The 15897-nt window shown below is 60.4% G+C and carries 14 protein-coding genes and 1 tRNA gene; 2 read left to right on the top strand and 13 right to left on the bottom strand.

Annotated features, from left to right (window positions below; all coding sequences use genetic code 11):
• Positions 1-102 precede the first annotated feature (102 nt).
• The 6 genes from glmU to pcsA form a co-directional block, all read right to left on the bottom strand.
• A complete protein-coding gene (gene glmU / locus LXM96_RS06635) occupies positions 103-1464 on the bottom strand; it encodes a bifunctional UDP-N-acetylglucosamine diphosphorylase/glucosamine-1-phosphate N-acetyltransferase GlmU (protein ID WP_239997585.1) in 1362 nt (453 codons plus the stop codon).
• A gap of 127 nt (positions 1465-1591) precedes the next feature.
• Positions 1592-2665: a BMP family ABC transporter substrate-binding protein gene (locus tag LXM96_RS06630; protein WP_239997584.1), complete on the bottom strand. Its 1074-nt coding sequence runs from the start codon at positions 2663-2665 to the stop codon at positions 1592-1594.
• Positions 2666-2707: 42 nt separating this feature from the next.
• Positions 2708-3622 (bottom strand): ABC transporter permease, encoded by a 915-nt coding sequence (locus LXM96_RS06625; RefSeq protein ID WP_239997583.1) that lies wholly within the window; start codon positions 3620-3622, stop codon positions 2708-2710.
• The gene (locus tag LXM96_RS06620) at positions 3615-4706 is read right to left on the bottom strand and encodes an ABC transporter permease (protein WP_239997582.1); all 1092 of its coding nucleotides are present in this window, start codon (positions 4704-4706) and stop codon (positions 3615-3617) included. The genes LXM96_RS06625 and LXM96_RS06620 overlap by 8 nt, the downstream gene beginning before the upstream one ends.
• Positions 4696-6267: an ABC transporter ATP-binding protein gene (locus LXM96_RS06615; protein ID WP_239997581.1), complete on the bottom strand. Its 1572-nt coding sequence runs from the start codon at positions 6265-6267 to the stop codon at positions 4696-4698. The genes LXM96_RS06620 and LXM96_RS06615 overlap by 11 nt, the downstream gene beginning before the upstream one ends.
• A gap of 153 nt (positions 6268-6420) precedes the next feature.
• Positions 6421-7155 (bottom strand): phosphatidylcholine synthase, encoded by a 735-nt coding sequence (gene pcsA / locus LXM96_RS06610; protein ID WP_239997580.1) that lies wholly within the window; start codon positions 7153-7155, stop codon positions 6421-6423.
• Positions 7156-7334: 179 nt separating this feature from the next.
• Between pcsA and LXM96_RS06605 the strand changes: the two genes are divergently transcribed.
• On the top strand, positions 7335-8537 hold the full coding sequence (locus tag LXM96_RS06605) for a UbiH/UbiF family hydroxylase (RefSeq protein WP_239997579.1): 1203 nt from the start codon (positions 7335-7337) through the stop codon (positions 8535-8537).
• On the opposite strand, the gene LXM96_RS06600 is transcribed toward LXM96_RS06605, so the two are convergent.
• Together LXM96_RS06600 and LXM96_RS06595 are read right to left on the bottom strand one after the other, a co-directional pair.
• Entirely contained in the window at positions 8514-9476 is a 963-nt protein-coding gene (locus LXM96_RS06600; protein ID WP_239997578.1) for an AEC family transporter, read from the bottom strand. The genes LXM96_RS06605 and LXM96_RS06600 overlap by 24 nt on opposite strands.
• Before the next feature lie 41 nt (positions 9477-9517).
• Positions 9518-10267 (bottom strand): cytochrome c biogenesis CcdA family protein, encoded by a 750-nt coding sequence (locus tag LXM96_RS06595; protein ID WP_239997577.1) that lies wholly within the window; start codon positions 10265-10267, stop codon positions 9518-9520.
• Between the two features lie 196 nt (positions 10268-10463).
• Here LXM96_RS06595 and LXM96_RS06590 point away from each other — a divergent pair.
• Positions 10464-10539, top strand: a tRNA-Lys gene (locus LXM96_RS06590).
• Positions 10540-10752: 213 nt separating this feature from the next.
• On the opposite strand, the gene phoB is transcribed toward LXM96_RS06590, so the two are convergent.
• From phoB to pstC, 5 genes are read right to left on the bottom strand one after another with little or no spacing between them, the layout of a single operon-like run.
• Positions 10753-11439, bottom strand: coding sequence for a phosphate regulon transcriptional regulator PhoB (gene phoB / locus LXM96_RS06585; RefSeq protein ID WP_239997576.1), 687 nt, complete (start codon positions 11437-11439; stop codon positions 10753-10755).
• Positions 11440-11459: 20 nt separating this feature from the next.
• Positions 11460-12179, bottom strand: a complete 720-nt coding sequence (gene phoU / locus LXM96_RS06580) for a phosphate signaling complex protein PhoU (protein ID WP_239997575.1) — start codon at positions 12177-12179, stop codon at positions 11460-11462.
• A 44-nt stretch (positions 12180-12223) separates the two neighbouring features.
• On the bottom strand, positions 12224-13039 hold the full coding sequence (pstB, locus tag LXM96_RS06575) for a phosphate ABC transporter ATP-binding protein PstB (protein ID WP_239997574.1): 816 nt from the start codon (positions 13037-13039) through the stop codon (positions 12224-12226).
• Positions 13040-13052: 13 nt separating this feature from the next.
• Positions 13053-14387, bottom strand: coding sequence for a phosphate ABC transporter permease PstA (pstA, locus tag LXM96_RS06570; RefSeq protein ID WP_239997573.1), 1335 nt, complete (start codon positions 14385-14387; stop codon positions 13053-13055).
• Positions 14384-15844: a phosphate ABC transporter permease subunit PstC gene (gene pstC / locus LXM96_RS06565; RefSeq protein ID WP_239997572.1), complete on the bottom strand. Its 1461-nt coding sequence runs from the start codon at positions 15842-15844 to the stop codon at positions 14384-14386. The genes pstA and pstC overlap by 4 nt, the downstream gene beginning before the upstream one ends.
• Between the last annotated feature and the right edge of the window lie 53 nt (positions 15845-15897).

Here is a 15897-nt window from a genome sequence, read left to right as displayed (position 1 = left end):
ACCCCTCTGTTCCCGACGATGTGGCGGGATTTCTAGCCGATCCCGGCGTTGCTGCAATTCCATGGCTGGTCACTTTCCATATCGGATCGTAACCGGCTGCTGTCACCCCTTCGCCTTCTTGGCGGCCTTCAAAGCCAGCGCACGCTCGCGAACCACCGCTGCGCGGCCTGGCTTGTTCTCCTGACGCGCCCGGCCGAGCCCCAGTGCATCCGCGGGTACATCCTCCGTGATGACGCTGCCTGACCCGACATAGGCACCGTCGCCGATTGATACCGGCGCCACCAGGGCGGAATTGGATCCGATGAAGGCATCGGCACCGATCTCCGTGACGTGCTTGTTAACGCCGTCATAGTTGCAGGTGATCGTTCCGGCACCGATATTGGTGCGCGCCCCGATTACCGCGTCGCCGATATAGGTCAGGTGGTTGATCTTGGCGCCCTCGCCGACAGCCGCATTCTTGACCTCGCAGAAGTTGCCGACCTTGGCCTTGGCAGCCAGTTTGGCGCCCGGACGCAGCCGCGCGAAGGGCCCGATCGCGGCGCCACTGCTGACATGTGCCCCCTCCAGGTGTGAGAAGGCGTGAATGACGGCACCACTCTCGATGGTCACGCCTGGCCCGAAAACGACATTCGGTTCAATGACCGCATCCTGTCCCACTTCGGTGTCAAAGGCGAGGAACACCGTCTCGGGTGCGATCATGGTGACCCCCGATACCATCAGCTCGTGCCGGCGGCGCTCCTGCCAGAGACGTTCGAGCACCGCGAGCTCGGCGCGGTTGTTGCAGCCCGCCATTTCGGCCTCCGGCGCATCGACGGCCACGGCGCGACCACCTGCAGCGCGGACGATCTCAACAAGGTCGGTCAAGTAGTATTCGCCCTTCACGTTCTGGTTGTCGATGCGCTCCAGGAGAGCCAGTGCCTTGCCGCCGTTGATCGCCATGATCCCACTGTTGCACCAGGTGATCTTCCGCTCTTCGTCAGTTGCATCCTTCTCCTCGCGGATCGCGACAAGCTCCCCGTTCTCAACGAGAAGGCGTCCATAACCCGTCGGCCGATCCGTGTGAAAGCCGATCACAGCTACGTCGGCGCCGTTGGCGATTTGAGCACGCGCCGCGGCGAAAGGGCCTGCCGTGACAAGCGGGGCATCGCCATAGGTAACAAGGATTTCGTCGAACCCTTCTGCGATTGCGTCACGAGCAGCGAGCACCGCATGGCCGGTACCGAGGCGCTCCGTCTGCAGGAAGGTGCGGACCTTAACCGCGCTAACCCTCGCAGCGTCCGCCACGGCCTCGGCGTCCCGGCCCACGACCAAAGCCACGTCGGCGATGTCAGCGGAAGAAACGGCGCCCATGACATGACCTATCATCGGCAGCCCCGCGATCGGGTGCAGGACCTTCGACATCGACGATTTCATCCGCGTGCTGTCACCCGCGGCAAGGATGACGGCAAGACAGGTGCGGCCCATGGATCTCTCCTCTGACGTTTTGCCGCTTCTTAGCAACAACACGATTGACAGGCGATAAACGCCTTGTGACGCCCTGCAACAAGAAAGGCGCCCCTATAGGGGCGCCTTTACCAGATTTTTGGGCGGTTTACTGCGGCAGTTGATCGTCAACGCCCTGGACGTAGAAGTTCATGCCGAGCAGCACTCCATCTTCGGCCTTTTCACCTTCAGCAAGCCAATCGCTGCCGTCCTGTTTCTTCACCGGCCCGGTGAACGGATGCAGTTCTCCGGACTTGATCTTGGCTTCGGTTTCCTCAGCCATGGCCTTCACATCATCCGGCATGTTCGTGTAGGGCGCCATGGTCAGGATGCCGTCCTTCAAGCCATCCCAGATCTGCTCCGACTTCCAGTTGCCGTCGAGAAGGGCCTGGACGCGCTTGATATAGTAGTTGCCCCAGGTGTCGACGATTGCGGTCAACTGCGTGTTCGGGCCGGCCGCGATCATGTCGGAGGCCTGGCCGAACGCCATGATGCCGCGCTCGGCAGCAACCTGCATCGGCGCGGTCGTATCAGTGTGCTGCGTCAGGATATCTACGCCTTGATCGATCAGCGCCTTGGCCGCATCGGCTTCCTTCCCAGGATCGAACCAGGTATTGGCCCATACGACCTTCAGCTCGAAATCCGGATTTACGGACTGCGCACCGAGAAGGAAGGCGTTGATGCCCATCACCACTTCCGGGATCGGGAAGGATGCAATGTAGCCGGCGACGCCCTTCTTAGACATCCTTGCGGCAATCTGGCCCTGGATGTAGCGACCTTCGTAGAAGCGAGCATTGTAGGTCGCCACGTTTTCTGCGGCTTTAAACCCTGTCGCATGCTCGAACTTCACGTCGGGGAACCTCTGCGCCACTTTCGCCGTCGCATCCATGAATCCGAACGAGGTGGTGAAAACAAGTGCGCAGCCCGAACGAGCCATGCGTTCGATGGCGCGCTCTGCGTCCGGACCTTCTGGCACGTTCTCCAGGAACGGCGTCTCGATCTTCTCCCCAAAGTGTTCCTGCAACGCCTGGCGGCCGATGTCATGTGCCTGCGTCCAGCCCCCGTCGGTCTTTGAGCCGACATAGATGAAGCAGACCTTCGTTTTGTCCTGCGCCTGGGCGCCGCCGTTGAACCCGCCCAGAAGGGCGGCGGTAGCAGCCAGTGCGATGATAAGTTTCTTCATTTCCTGTAACCTCTGTTGGCTTACACTTCGATGCAGGTCTCGTCATCTCTCTGGAACGAAGGGTTTTCCGAGAGATGCCGGGGTGTTGATCATCGTCGTGCGGCGATTATGCGAGATGATGATGAGCACGACAATAGTGGCGGCGTAAGGCAATGCCGAAAGGAACTGGGATGGTATCCCAATCCCAAATGCCTGAGCATGCAATTGGCCAATGCTGACAGCGCCGAAAAGATATCCCCCCGCCAGCACCCGTAGCGGGCGCCAGGAGGCGAAGACCACGAGCGCTAACGCGATCCAGCCGCGGCCGGCAGCCATGTTCTCCACCCATTGCGGGGTATAGACGAGCGAAAGCTGGGCGCCGGCGAGGCCCGCACAAGCGCCACCGAACATGACGGCGAGGTAGCGAGTGCGGATCACATTGATGCCGAGCGCATGTGCCGAGGCATGGTTGTCGCCGATCGCCCTCATCTTCAAGCCGGTTCTGCTCCTGAACAGGAACCAGTGAATGCCGATCACCAAGGCGATGGACAGGTAGAAGATCAGGTCCTGTCGGAAGAGCAGCGGCCCCAGCAAGGGGATGTCGGCCAAAAGCGGAATTTCGATAGGCTGCAGCTTGATGCCGGGCTGGCCAACATAGCTTTCGCCGATCTGTCCCGACAAACCGAGGCCGAGGATGGTCAGCGCGAGCCCCGTCGCGACCTGGTTGGCGACCAGCGTCAGGGTCAGGAAGCCGAAGAGCAGAGAGAAGGCCGCGCCGGCCGCAATACCCGCAAGAACGCCTATATAGGGTGTTCCGGTAATCTGAGTCGCGGCGAACGCGACCACCGCACCCATGATCATCATGCCTTCTACGCCGAGATTGAGGACGCCCGATCGCTCCGTCACAAGTTCGCCCAGCGCGGCAATGACGAGCGGGGTTGCCGCCGTAATGACGGTGAGGAGGATTGCCTCAAGCATGATGTGCAGCCCCTCCCCGCAGCTTTTGCGTCACGATCTTGATGCGGTAGTGGATCAGCGTATCGCAGGACAGGACGAAGAAGAGCAGCAACCCCTGGAACACCCTGCTGACCTTTTCCGAGATGCCGATGGAAAGCTGAGCCGCCTCGCCGCCTAGATATGTCAATGCCAGAACGAATCCGGACGCGATGATGCCGAGAGGATTGAGCCGCCCAAGGAAAGCGACGATGATCGCGGTAAATCCATAGCCCGGCGAGATCGTCGGCTGCACATGACCGATGGAGCCGGAGACTTCGGAGATGCCCGCAAGTCCCGCGAGCGCCCCCGAAAGCAGCATTGAAAACCAGACCATCCGCTTTGCGGAAAAGCCGGCAAACCTCCCCGCCCGCTCGGATTGCCCGAGCACCGTCACCTCGAAGCCCTTGAGCATGAAGCGCATCATGAACCAGAGCGCCACCGCGGCGACCAGCGCGAAGACGATCGCCAGATGCGCGCGCCCAGAATCCAGGATCTCTGGTAGCACGGCCTCGGGGACAAAGGATTTGGTCTGCGGGAAGTTGTAGCCTTGCGGGTCCCGCCATGGCCCGCGGACGAGCCAGTCGAGGTAGAGCTGCGCAATATACACCAGCATCAGGCTGGTGAGGATTTCGTTGGTGTTGAAGCGCGTCTTGAGAAGTGCAGGGATGCCAGCATAAAGGGCGCCGCCGATCATCCCCATGACGAGCATCAGCGGCAGGATCATCAGGGAGTGCCATTCCGGGTAGAGAACTGGCAGGATCGAGCCGGTTATAGCGCCGATCGTGAACTGCCCCTCGGCACCGATATTCCAGTTGTTGGAGCGATAACAGATCGACAGCCCGACGCCGATGAGGATCAGCGGCGCTGCTTTGACGGCAAGCTCGTGCAGCGACCATACTTCCAGAAGAGGCTCTACAAAGAAGCTGTAGAGGGCGTCTACCGGCTGTTTGCCCAGCATCCAGAACATGATGCCGCCGAAGAACAAGGTCAGCACCAGCGCCAGCAGCGGCGACACGAACGAAAACAGTGGGGAAGGCTGCGCCCGCTTTTGCAGTTCAATGCGCATGGCTCGCCTCCGAATGCGTGGAGTCGTGAATGCCGCCCATCATCAAGCCGATCTGCTCCAGGCTGAGTTCGTGGGCTGCAAAGGAGGGGGACAACCGGCCCTCGGAAATCACGGAGACCTTGGTTGCTACCTCGAAAATTTCATCCAGATCCTGGCTGATCACCACCACCGCCGAGCCGGAACGGGCGAGGTCCACAAGCGCCTGTCTGATGCGGCTCGCCGCTCCCGCGTCGACGCCCCAGGTGGGCTGATTCACCACGAGCACGGCGGGCTGACGGTCGAGCTCCCGACCGACGATGAACTTCTGAAGGTTGCCTCCTGAGAGCGAGCCCGCCGAGGGATCATCCCCGCTCTTGCGCACGTCCATGTCCTCACAGATGCGCTTGGCGGCCGAGCGGACCGAGCTATGGCGGACGATGGACAATACACCGCCGGAGAGAAAGGAGCGCCGGTCCGGCTGGCTACGCGCAAGGAGAAGATTGTCCGAAAGGGACATCTCCGAAACCGCCGCATGGCCGTGGCGCTCTTCCGGAACAAAGCCTGCACCAAGCATCCGTCGCGCGTTGATGCCGACCGTACCTACAGCCTTGCCGCGGATGCGGATCGCATCATTCTCCGGCACCGTGTACTCGCCCGAGAGGACATCGAAAAGCTCTCCCTGGCCGTTGCCCGCAACGCCTGCAATTGCCAGCACTTCGCCGGCCCGCACCTGCATGTCGATGGCGCGAAGAGAAACAGCGAACGGCGTTCGCGCTGGAACCGACAGGTCCGTCACCTCGATCAGGACGTCTCCGAGCTCGCTACTCGTGCCGCGCGACACGCCGGCGACGTCGGCTCCCACCATCATCCGTGCCAGCGAGGCGGGCGTTTCCTGCCGCGGATCACATCGACCAGTAACCTTTCCGTGCCGGAGGACAGTTGCCCGGTCGCAGATGCGGCGGACCTCCTCCAGCCGATGGCTGATGTAAAGGACCGAGCGGCCCTCCGTCTTCAACTTCAGGAGCGTCTCGAACAATCTATCCGCTTCCTGCGGCGTGAGGACCGAGGTCGGTTCGTCCAGGATGATCAGTTTCGGGTTCTGCAGGAGGGCACGCACGATCTCGATGCGCTGCCGCTCTCCGACGGAGAGATCCGCAACATGGGCCTTCGGATCAAGCGGGAGACCATACTTATGCGAGAGCCTGGCCGCTTCGTCTGAGATCCTTGGCAGCGAAAACTTCGGGTCGAGTGACAGAGCGATGTTTTCACCGACCGTCAGCGCCTCGAATAAAGAAAAGTGCTGAAAGACCATGCCGATCCCGAACGATCGCGCTTCGCTTGGAGATCGTATTACCACGGCCTGCCCACTCGAGAGGATTTCGCCTCCACTCGGCTCCAGGATACCGAAGAGCATCTTCACCAGCGTAGACTTGCCGGCACCGTTTTCGCCGAGCAGCGCGTGGATTTCTCCCGGAGCGATGTCAAGGTCGATGCCGGAACAGGCTGCGAAGTTGCCGAAATATTTTGTCAGCCCTCGGACCGACAAGAGCGGACTAACCGCCGGTCCCTCCGAAACAGTCACTGAACCCCCTATTCACGCCGCCCGCCTTCTTTCGAGGCTTGAGTCAGGGTCCGGCGTGTCCTGCTGCGCAGACGCCAAGTGGCAACGTCCGCTCGCCATCATTGATATCGAATTTATTGCTCCGCACAACAGGAAACATAGCGCACCAACAGCCTAGCCGCGGTGGCCGAGGTTGGGAAACATCTGCATGACGGCGCCGACGAAATAGAGGTACAGGCCCGACGCCACAACGCCGTAGACGAGCCAATCGGGCGAATTGAAGTGCAACAGAAGCGAATAGCCGCTTAGCACGCACCAGATCAGGAAGACGGCAAGATTGAGCGGACGTAGCCGCTTCACCCGCACAGGATGAAGGAAGTTGATCGGGAGGAATGTCAAGATGACGGACACGATGATGACGATGAAGGCGGTGGTCTCGCTCGCCTGAATGACGAAGAGCGTGAAGATCACCATGTTCCAGACGACGGGAAAGCCGGAGAAAAAATACTCATCGGTCTTCATGCCCATGTCGGCGTAGTAGATCGCACTCGACACCACGATAAGACCGGCGGCAAGGAAGGACCAAGGCTCTCCGATCATGCCGCTCTGGTAGAGCGCAAACGCCGGCAGCAGGACGTAGGTCACGTAGTCGATGATGTTATCTAGCGTGTCGCCTGACCAATTGGGCAGAACCTCCCGTACCTTTACCTTTCGTGCGATCGGACCGTCGATTCCGTCAACGAACAGCGCCAGGCCCAACCACCAGAACATGTCGACAAAGCGGTTCTCACCCGCCGCCACCACGCCCAAAAAGGCCAGGAAAGAACCTGAAGCGGTCAGCAGATGAACCGAGAAAGCGCGGATTTCCGCGTAGGGCACTTTTCGGTAGTTGAAGATTCGTCTGATCACGCGCTGTTCCGTACTTGTACTGTAGTCGAGCTATGCGGCCAAACGGGCGCCATTGCAACCGCTTCACCGCCGCCCCTCCCGTCTCGCACAGGATTTGCCCCTGCGCTGCCTCGTCCCATGGATAAGCGTGGGAGAAGGCTCTACATAGCGCCGGAAGGGCTGCCGACGAGGATGATAACATGCACGACTTTGAAATCGCAGTGGTGGGTGGCGGTCTTGCCGGTTCGGTGGCGGCCCTGGCACTGGGACGTGTTGGACGCAAGGTGGTTTTCGTGGCACCTGAGGCACAAGGCTCCGATGAGCGCACGACCGCATTGATGGACCACTCCATCCAATTCATCGAGCGCCTCGGCGTTTGGGCGGAGATCATGCCCAAGGCGGCGCCGCTGTCGATCATGCAAATCATCGACGGCACGAACAGACTGCTTCGGGCGCCGACAGCGCAGTTCAGAGCGGCCGACGTCGGGCTCTACGCCTTTGGCTATAACATCCCGAATCGGGTTTTGCGCGATACCCTGTCCGATGCGATTGCGGCGGAACCAAACGTCGCCCGAGTGACCGGCACGGTGGAGGCGGTATCGTTTTCCAGAGAGCAGGCGGTGCTTTGTCTCGGAAATGGCGAGACAATATCGGCCGGCTTCGTCATCGCGGCCGATGGCCGCGCCTCCAAAACACGCCAGAGCGCGGGGATCGGAATTCGCCGGTGGGCCTATCCCCAGACAGCGGTCGTTCTCAACTTCCAACACTCGATCCCACACGGAAACGTCTCGACGGAGATCCACACTGAAACAGGTCCATTTACGCAGGTGCCCCTCCCCGGTGAGCGCTCCAGCCTCGTCTGGGTGGTCAAGCCACATGAGGCCGAACGGCTCCTCACGTTGCCGCTCGATCGTCTTTCGCGGGAGGTCGAGGGGCGCATGCAGTCGATGCTGGGCAAGGTTATGGTTGAACCCGGGCCGCAGTCGTGGCCGCTTTCGAGCCTGATGGCCGACCGCTTTGGCAAAGGTCGCCTAGCCCTCGTGGGAGAAACGGCACACGCCTTCCCGCCCATCGGTGCTCAGGGGCTGAATCTGTCGCTGCGCGATACCATCGACTTGGTTGGGGTCCTTTCAGCTAACCCGGATCGTCCTGTACCGACCGATGCCGGTGAACGCTTCAATCGCAGGCGTCGCCCGGACATCATGAGCCGGACTTTTGGCGTCGACCTCCTGAACCGTTCGCTGCTCTCCGATTTTCTTCCCGTCCAACTGTCCCGCTCTGCGGGACTCCATCTGCTGTCGGCCCTACCGCCGTTACGTAATCTTGTGATGCGTGAAGGGGTCGAGCCCGGGCGAGGCTTGCGAGCCTTTGTCGACAGCCTAAGGGAAGAGGTCCGGCGGTAGGATGCCCGCGCTCATGACGTAGAGCAGTATCGGCAGCGTCAGCACCGACAGCGCTGTCGTGATCAGCACCGTTGCCGACGCTCTCTCCTGCCAGATCCCATACTGCTGGCTGATGACGAAGACGTTGGTGGCCGTCGGCAGGCCGGCGAGCAGCACGGCCGAATAGACCCAGATGGGGTCGAAGTCTCCAGCCAGAGACAGGACGATGTAGACAGTAGCGGGGAGCAGAACGAGCTTCGCAAGCGCCAGATAGCCGATCTCTATCGGAACCCTTGTCAGCGGCCGCAGTGCAAGGGTGACGCCCATAGCGAAAAGAGCGCAAGGAGCGGCGGCCTGGGCAAGGTAGTCTACCAGTCGCTGGCCGGCGAGCGGCACCTCGACCCCACTCGCCGCGACGGCAAATCCAAGGGCGGTGGAAAGGATAAAGGGATGAAGCGTCACTTTGCGCAGGACATCCGCCGCCAGTTGCGTTGGTGGCCGTTGATCGCCTCCGGCGATCGCCATCATCGCCGGAGCGACGATGAAATGCATTGCGTTCTCAAAGCAGACGATCAATGCCACCGGCACAGCTGCAGCCTCACCGAATGCTAGGAGCGCAAGTCCCGGCCCCATATAGCCGATATTGCCGTATGAGCCTGCAAAAGCCTGGATGGTGGAACTGGCGAATGTTGCGCGCCGAGTGAGGTAGGTGACAGCGAAGAGTGCGCTATAGATTAGATAGGTTGCCGCGATATCGGAAAGAATGAAGTCTATGCGGGCAAGATCCTCGATAGGCGTGCGGGAAACCAGCTTGAAAAACAAAGCCGGAAGCGCAGCATAGATGATGAATGTGTTCATCCAGCCGAGCGCCTCTGCCGGCTGCTTCGTCAGGCGGGCGGCTGAATAACCGATCAGGATCAGCCCGAAGAAGGGCAAAAGCAGTGCGATGATATCGGCCATGGATTCCCATCATCCGGCGTTGGGGCGGGCGAGTGTCCGCCTTAGCCGATTTGCGTCAGGATTGGGAAGGTCTGCTGAAACCAGATGGCAACATCGCTCACAAGGCCCATCATGAACGCAAGGCCGGTCAGCACGAGCAGCGAGCCCATCACCTTCTCGACCGCACCGAGATGGCGCCGGAAGCGGCCGAGAAAGCGCATAAAGGCGCCGGAGAAGCCTGCTGCAATCCAGAACGGGACAGCAAGCCCGAGCGAATAGACTGCGAGCAGGGCGGCGCCGTCGCCGACGGTTTCCCTGGACGCAGCCACGCCAAGGATGGCGCCGAGAACGGGACCGATGCAGGGGGTCCAGCCGAAGGCGAAGGCGAGCCCCATGACATAAGCGCCCGATAGGGTCGCTGGCTTGCCACCACCTTGGAAACGCGCCTCGCGCGACAGAATGCCGATGCGGAAAAGGCCGAGGAAGTTCAGGCCCATGAGAATGATGATCAGTCCGCCGATCTTCGACAGAAGATCGAGATGCTGACGCAGAATCACCCCGATCGTGGAGGCGCCTGCCCCAAGGGCGACGAATACGGTGGCGAACCCCAGCGTGAAGAGGAAAGCGGGACCGAGCACCGCCCGTCTCGTGTTGACCGCGGCCACCGCAGCGCCCTTCCCCCGGAATTGATCCACAGAGATGCCGGCCATGTAGCACAGATATGGCGGCACCAGCGGCAGAACGCACGGGGAGAGAAAGGACAACGCACCCGCAAGCAGAGCGCTCAACAACGAAATCTCAGCTATGGACAACAACCGTCTCCAGCAGCGGGCCTGCAAGCCCAAACCTCGCCTGCCTAAAGCACGTGCGACCGCTTGTGCCAATCACCTTTTCGCGCGGAATACCGTTGGCGTCGATCCGCCGCAACTTTCGCTGTTTTTGCGGTTGACCCGGAAAGGGCCTCTGAATATGTTCCGCGCACTTCCAAGGGCTTCGCGCCCGCCAAGGGAGAGCGTAGCTCAGCCGGTAGAGCAACTGACTTTTAATCAGTAGGTCCAGGGTTCGAACCCCTGCGCTCTCACCACAAAATACTACAATGCATAAGTTTCGATGTCCCGGACGCATGAGCATTGATGATCAGGGAGGTCTGGAACGACCTTTTCACGCCGTTCGCTTAGCGATCGTCCGTCGTCAACGCGCGTGCCGATGAAGCTTTACAGCTCCCAGGCCCTTCTGCATTGCGACCAACAGCGCTCTGGTCGCAATGCAGCATGCGGTCCTCGTGCGCACGGTCTGCTCAGCTGCCTTCCATTGAGTATCCGGCGCCACGAACTGTGCGGATGACATCCTGCATGTTGGAGAAGTTGAGCGCCTTTCGCAGCCGCCCCACATGGACGTCAACGGTCCGTTCGTCGACATAGATGTCATGTCCCCAGACGCCGTCGAGAAGCTGCGCGCGAGAATAGACGCGGCCGGGCGACGACATCAGGAATTCCAGGAGCCGGAATTCCGTCGGGCCAAGGCGCACCTCGCGGCTCTTGCGGTGGACGCGATGGGTTTCGCGGTCGAGCTCGATGTCGCCACATTTAAGGACGGTCGACAGCACCTCCGGCTTCGCGCGCCGCAGCATCGCCTTGACACGCGCCATCAGTTCGGGCGTCGAAAACGGCTTTACCACGTAGTCGTCCGCACCCGTCGAAAGTCCGCGAACCCGCTCACTTTCCTCCCCACGAGCCGTCAGCATGATGATCGGCAGGCGCTCGGTCTCGCGGCGCTGGCGCAGGCGCCGGCAAAGCTCGATCCCCGAAACTCCCGGCAGCATCCAGTCGAGGATAAGGAGATCGGGAACCCGCTCCTGAAGCCTAAGCTCAGCCTCGTCTCCCTTGACGATCGTCTCCACCTCGTAACCCTCGGCTTCGAGATTGTAGCGAAGAAGCACGCTCAGCGCTTCTTCGTCTTCCACGACAGTAATTTTTGGTTGCATCGCGACGCGCTCCGCCCCCTTTACTCGTCGCTCAGGATCGCGCTGAGCGTATTTGACCTGTCATCCTTAGGGCGCTCGCCTTCCGGCTGCATACCCGTTGCCATGTAGTAAATCGTCTCGGCAATGTTGGTCGCGTGGTCGCCGATGCGCTCGATGTTCTTGGCGCAGAACAGCAGGTGCGTACAACTCGTGATGTTGCGCGGATCCTCCATCATATAGGTCAGCAGTTCGCGAAAGAGGGAGGTGTACATCGCGTCGATCTCCTCGTCACGCTGCCGAATAGCTTCCGCCTTCTCCGCCGAGCGTGTTACGTAGACGTCGAGCACGTCCTTCAATTGAAAGAGCGCAAGCTCCGACAGGTGCTCCAGTCCGCGCGCGAGGTTCCTGGGTATCCCCGTCTCCTGCACGGCGATCACGCGCTTGGCGGTATTCTTGCCGAGATCCCCTACCCGCTCGAGGTCGGCGGCGATGCGAAGGGAGCCGATGATCTCGCGCAGGTCCGCTGCCATGGGCTGGCGCTTGGCGATCGTCACAATCGCCTTCTCGCCAATTTCACGCTCTGCAGAGTCGAGGATGACGTCGTCGGAGATGACCTTCTGGGCGAGTGCCGTGTCGGAATTGACGAGAGCGCGAACCGCATCTGCGCACATCTGCTCCGCCAGGCCGCCCATCTCCGAGATGCGGCGGGTGAGATACTTCAGTTCCTCGTCGTAGGCCGACATGATATGGCTGGATGGCATAGTTCGGATCCTCAATGTCTTCGAAACAGGGCGGCGGCTACGGATCAGCCGAACCGGCCCATGATGTAATCCTGCGTCCGCTGGTCGTTGGGATTGGTGAACATCTTGTCGGTGTCGTCCTCTTCCACGAGATGGCCGAGATGGAACATCGCCGTGCGCTGCGATACGCGCGCCGCCTGCTGCATGGAATGGGTGACGATAACGATCGAGTAATTTGCGCGGAGCTCGTGGATCAGTTCCTCCACGCGCGCCGTAGCAATCGGATCAAGCGCCGAACAGGGCTCGTCCATGAGGATGACTTCTGGAGAAACGGCGACTGCACGGGCAATGCAAAGACGCTGCTGTTGTCCCCCAGACAGACCGGTGCCGGCTTCGTTCAGGCGGTCTTTCACTTCATTCCAGAGACCCGCCTTCTGCAGGCTGCTTTCGACGATCTGGTCCATGTCGGGCTTTGAGCGCGCCAGACCATGGATGCGTGGTCCGTAGGCAACGTTCTCGTAAATGGACTTGGGGAACGGGTTGGGCTTTTGGAAGACCATGCCGACGCGGGCGCGAAGTTCGACCACGTCGATCGACGGATCGTGGATATCTTGACCATCCAGGGTGATGCGGCCGGTAACCTTGGCGCTCTGAATGGTGTCGTTCATGCGGTTTAGGCACCGCAGGAAGGTAGACTTGCCGCACCCGGAAGGACCGATCAGTGCCGTTACGGTGTTGTCGCGGACGCCGAGATTGACGTCGAACAGGGCTCGCTTGTCTCCGTAGTAGACGGAAACGTCCTGCCCAACCATCTTGTAATTGATTTCGTTCATCTTCTTTACCAGTGCCTTTTCAGTGGCAGCTTCCGTCAAAACGTTCATCTCGCTTCTCCCCTTACCACCGACGCTCGAAACGGCGGCGGAGAATCACTGCGACAAGGTTCATCACCAGAAGGAACACCAGCAACACAATAATGGCTCCGGAGGCACGTTCGACGAAGGCAGGATCACCACGCTGCGTCCAGTTGTAAACCTGAACCGGCAGCGCTGAAGCCGGGTCGAAAAATCCTTCGGGGGGGGCCGCAGGATAGTCACGAACGAACGCGACCATCCCGATGAGAAGCAGCGGAGCTGTTTCTCCCAATGCCTGCGCAAGTCCAATAATCGTGCCGGTCAATATCCCTGGCATGGCGAGCGGCAGGACATGATGGAAGACCGACTGCATTCTCGATGCCCCAACACCCAGAGCGGCATCGCGGATGGAGGGCGGAACAGCTTTGAGCGCAGCACGCGTCGCAATGATGATTGTCGGCAGCGTCATGAGCGTCAAGACCAGTCCGCCAACGACGGGCGCCGATTGCGGCAGCCCCACGATGTTGATGAAGACGGCCAGGCCAAGGATGCCGAAGACGATCGAAGGAACGGCCGCGAGGTTTGCGATGTTTACCTCGATTAAGTCGGTGAACCGATTTCGCGGCGCAAATTCTTCCAGATAGATGGAGGCTGCAACCCCGATCGGCAACGACAGCACCAGCACGATCAACATCATATAGGCCGAGCCGAGAATGGCGACGCCGAGGCCGGCCGCCTCCGGTCGCGTGTCGGAAGCGTCGGGCGCCGTGAAGAAGTCCCAGTTGAAGCGCGTAACGAGGATGCCTGCTTCCTTCAACTCATCCGCAAATCTCAACTGTTCGGGCGACGTGTTGCGATCGAGTTCCGCACTCGCCATACTCACGCGGCCTTTGTAGTAACCGTCGATACGCCCGGACGCTAGAAGGTTGAACTCTACAGTCTCGCCAATCTGCGAGGGATCGGCCAGCACGTAATTGCGCAGAATTGCTGGAGCCTCCTTTGAGATCAGCGCAACTGCCATGTCGGCATCCGCTTCGCCGCCCACGCCGCGATCCTGCATCACCTTGACCAACGATCCCTTGATCAGCGGCGCATAGCCAAATGTCGTGATCTTGGCGATGTCGGCGGGATCCCGCGTACCCTGCTTGTCCAGCACGCCCGGGTCCAGATAGATCTCGAGCGTGATGTAGGTCTGCCGGAACGATGAAAGCCCGTTTGAAAGAATGGAGGCGAGCAAGCCTAGGAGAGCCAATACGCCAATCGCTACCGCCAACTGACCCATCAGCCTGAACCTGCGCTCGGCTGCGTGGCGTTTTCTGGTGCGTGCGTCGCCGGCCATCGTCGCCTTGCCTGTAGTTTCAACGGCCATATCGGTCATTCGTACTGCTCCCGGTATCTGCGCACGACGTAAAGGGCCAGCACGTTGAGCCCGAGCGTGATGACGAAGAGGGTCAGCCCAAGGGCGAACGCGACCAGCGTTTCGGGACTGGCGAATTCGGTGTCGCCGGTCAACTGGCTGACGATCTTGACGGTCACCGTGGTCATTGCCTCGAAAGGATTGAGGTCGAGCCGTGCAGCAGCGCCAGCGCCCAGAACGACAATCATGGTTTCACCGATTGCGCGGCTGGCCGCAAGCAAGATCGCGCCAACGATACCCGGCAGCGCGGCTGGCAGAATTACCCGCTTGATCGTTTCCGATTGGGTTGCCCCCATCGCATAGGAACCGTCGCGCATGGCCTGCGGGACCGCATTGATGATATCATCGGAAAGCGAGCTGACGAAGGGGATGATCATCACGCCCATTACCAAGCCTGCAGTGAGGACCGAAGATGACGAATTGCCGAGACCTAGTGGCTGCGCGATCCAGTCACGAAGGAAGGGGCCGACGGTGATCAGCGCAAACAGACCGTAAACGATCGTGGGAATGCCGGCGAGGATCTCGATCGCAGGCTTTGCAAGACTTCGAAGTGACTGGCTTGCATAGTCCGCAAGATAGATGGCGATCATCAGCCCGATTGGCACCGCGACAAGGAGCGCAACCAAGGAGATATAAAGGGTTCCCCACAGCAGCGGCCAGATGCCGAGTTCAGAGCCACCGCGAAACTGAGGGTTCCATACGGTGGAGAAGAAGAACTCCGACGCCGGATACATCTTGAAGAAGTTGACGGTTTCAAAAACGAGCGAGGCAACAATCCCCGCGGTCGTCAGAATCGCGATGGTCGACGAGCCAATCAGCAGCGCCAGAACGAAGTTCTCGCTGACGTTGCGGGCCCGCATCTTCGGGCTGATCCGCATCAACGCCCAGACGCCCAAACCCAGTGCCGTTCCAATGACGGCAATTGCCATGAGCAGGTCGCCGGTGTCAGCACTTCGGCGATAGGTCTTTGCGGCCTCGTAGACCTCTGTCGGCACGTCACTGCCCAACGCGACACCAACCTCGGCAAGTCTTGCCCTGACGTTGGAGACGTCTAGCCTCCCATCATCCAGGGCCTCTTCAGTCAGCCCCGTTCGGTTTAGGACGGCATCAAGTCCGCCCGCGATCTGACGGACATCCGCCATGACCAGGCTGCGTGCCCCACCCTCGGGTATGACGCTGTCCGGCAGCATCTCGTTGACACGGCTTTCGATCAAAACGGGTTGGATGAAGAGCCAGACGATCAGCAGGAGAAACGCGGGGACCGCTACGAACAGAGCGACGGTCTGTCCGTAGTAGCCGGGAAGAGAATGAAGCTTGACGTGATCGCGTTTGGCCGCAGACAGAGAGCGCCCTCTGCCGAGGAAATAGCCGATCACGGCGAGCACGAGTAGAACAAGAACAATGCTGCCAACGCTCATCTGGCGTATATCCTTCAACGAGGAAATCCTGGCGGCGCAACCCAGTGCGCCGC

This window comes from Rhizobium halophilum, assembly GCF_021648825.1.
Classification (GTDB): Bacteria; Pseudomonadota; Alphaproteobacteria; order Rhizobiales; family Rhizobiaceae; genus Neorhizobium; species Neorhizobium halophilum.
The sequence above is the reverse complement of the archived record's forward strand: the minus strand, read 5'-3'. Positions and strand labels throughout refer to the sequence as shown.

Bases quoted from the DNA above. Each gene is read 5' to 3' on its own strand.
- LXM96_RS06630 (WP_239997584.1), bottom strand. From the start codon at position 2,665: ATGAAGAAACTTATCATCGCACTGGCTGCTACCGCCGCCCTTCTGGGC.
- phoU (WP_239997575.1), bottom strand. From the start codon at position 12,179: ATGCCATCCAGCCATATCATGTCGGCCTACGACGAGGAACTGAAGTAT.
- LXM96_RS06620 (WP_239997582.1), bottom strand. From the start codon at position 4,706: ATGCGCATTGAACTGCAAAAGCGGGCGCAGCCTTCCCCACTGTTTTCG.
- pstC (WP_239997572.1), bottom strand. From the start codon at position 15,844: ATGAGCGTTGGCAGCATTGTTCTTGTTCTACTCGTGCTCGCCGTGATC.
- glmU (WP_239997585.1), bottom strand. From the start codon at position 1,464: ATGGGCCGCACCTGTCTTGCCGTCATCCTTGCCGCGGGTGACAGCACG.
- pstA (WP_239997573.1), bottom strand. From the start codon at position 14,387: ATGACCGATATGGCCGTTGAAACTACAGGCAAGGCGACGATGGCCGGC.
- phoB (WP_239997576.1), bottom strand. From the start codon at position 11,439: ATGCAACCAAAAATTACTGTCGTGGAAGACGAAGAAGCGCTGAGCGTG.
- LXM96_RS06605 (WP_239997579.1), top strand. From the start codon at position 7,335: ATGCACGACTTTGAAATCGCAGTGGTGGGTGGCGGTCTTGCCGGTTCG.
- LXM96_RS06625 (WP_239997583.1), bottom strand. From the start codon at position 3,622: ATGCTTGAGGCAATCCTCCTCACCGTCATTACGGCGGCAACCCCGCTC.
- pstB (WP_239997574.1), bottom strand. From the start codon at position 13,039: ATGAACGTTTTGACGGAAGCTGCCACTGAAAAGGCACTGGTAAAGAAG.
- LXM96_RS06600 (WP_239997578.1), bottom strand. From the start codon at position 9,476: ATGGCCGATATCATCGCACTGCTTTTGCCCTTCTTCGGGCTGATCCTG.